The organism is Lacihabitans soyangensis, assembly GCF_024343775.1.
In the GTDB taxonomy this organism is placed as follows: Bacteria; Bacteroidota; Bacteroidia; order Cytophagales; family Spirosomataceae; genus Leadbetterella; species Leadbetterella soyangensis.
The window spans coordinates 1-1,705 of sequence record NZ_RJUF01000101.1; the positions used below are offsets into that span (position 1 = coordinate 1).

Annotated in this window: 2 protein-coding genes; one reads left to right on the plus strand and one right to left on the minus strand. The window is 40.1% G+C overall.

What is annotated here, in order from left to right; translation table 11 throughout:
* Window positions 1-26: 26 nt before the first annotated feature.
* The gene (gene frr, locus EGI31_RS14575; protein ID WP_255037189.1) at window positions 27-587 is read left to right on the plus strand and encodes a ribosome recycling factor; all 561 of its coding nucleotides are present in this window, start codon (window positions 27-29) and stop codon (window positions 585-587) included.
* A 141-nt stretch (window positions 588-728) separates the two neighbouring features.
* Here the strand turns inward: frr and EGI31_RS14580 are convergent.
* Window positions 729-1,705 (minus strand): 3-coathanger stack domain-containing protein (locus tag EGI31_RS14580; RefSeq protein WP_374760693.1); only part of this gene is annotated, 977 nt, incomplete at its 5' end.

The window sequence follows — 1,705 nt, forward strand, 5'->3', positions numbered from 1 at the left end:
AAATAAGAAAAATATACTTTTATAAAATGGAAGAAATAGATTTATTGTTGGATATGGCTCAGGACGCTATGGAGCGAGCCATGAAACACACGCAAATAGAATTATCTAAAATAAGAGCCGGTAAAGCCAGTACCAGCATGTTAGACGGCATACAAGTTGAATATTATGGTATCATGACACCTATCTCTCAGGTATCGTCACTTACCACACCTGATGCCCGCACCATTCAGGTAAAACCTTTCGAAAGAAAAACGATTGGAGATATAGAAAGGGCCATCATCAACTCCAACGTAGGCCTAAACCCAGCCAACGACGGCGAAACCATCCGACTCAATGTACCGCCACTTACCGAAGAACGCCGTAGAGATTTGGTAAAAAAGGTTAAGCAAGAAATTGAAGTGGCTAAGGTCAATATTCGAAAGGTACGCCAAGAAACCAACGATGACCTCAAAAAACTCAAAAACGATGGTGTTTCTGAAGACGCCATTAAAATTGGTGAAGAGAAGGTACAAAAACTCACCAACCAGTTTATAGACAAAACCGACCAGATGTTTGCGGCCAAAGAAACCGATATTATGCAGGTGTAGGTTTTCTCAAAATATTAAGTCTCCGAAAGCTCGATTTTTAATCGGGCTTTTTTTTTGTTCCAAAAATCTAAAAAAAATGCAGACCTCAAAGAAGTCTGCATTTTTGATTTGCTCTAATGAATTTCCTTAAATATGTACATTCTAATTGTCACAACCTTTGATTTCAGCTTTGAAGACTGAGCCTGAAGATGTTTCAAAACCAGGGTTCAAAGTTACTGAACCTCCTGCTTGATAAGTTACTTTTGAGGTTGGGCTTAACTTGTTGCTTGCGTTAATTAAGACAGCTGCTTTTTTAGTTTCAGTACCATTAATGTTATCAGCAGGATTTCTTAAAACTATCTCATTTGGACAAGGGCTGCTAACTACTACAACAATTAATGGTTTTATTTGAACACAACCACCAGGTGTAGTTGCCTTAATGTAATACGTACCAGGTATCGTAACCGCATTCGGATTTGCTAAAGGTATTGTACCCGCTGCATCTGTGTGATACGTAATAACCGTAGCCGCTGGCATTATAGATCCAGTTCTTAAAGCAATATCAGTAATATCTACCGAAGAACTTACAGGAGGATTAACAACCAATAAACTTAACGAATCTTCTTTTGATATCACTATAGTATCACTTATTGAACATCCAAATCCAGTTGAAAGTGTGGCTATATAGGTACCAGCCGTATCCACTATAATAGAATTAGTAGTTTCACCCGTATTCCATAAATAACTACCACTACCAGATGCTGTTATAGTGACTGAAGGTACATTGCAGTTTAAAATTGAAGCAGAAGCAACTAACGAAATAGAAGGAGTTTGCAACATCATATCGTTACTGAAGATGGCCGATGCTACCGAGGTACAGCTTCCTTTGGTTGCAGTCACCGTATAGCTGGTGCCTAAGGTCATGCCACTTATTTCTCCTGTTACTCCTACCGATGGGCCCGCTGGGCTGAAAGTATAACTTACTGTTCCATCATAGTTGCCAATGCTGCTGATCTCATCCGCTGCACAACTTGATGCTGTACTTGTTATCGTTGGTACTGCTGGAGTCTCCAACATCGCAGCATTGCTAAAGCTTGCACTCACCGCTGAGGTACATGCTCCGATTCCTGAGGTAACGG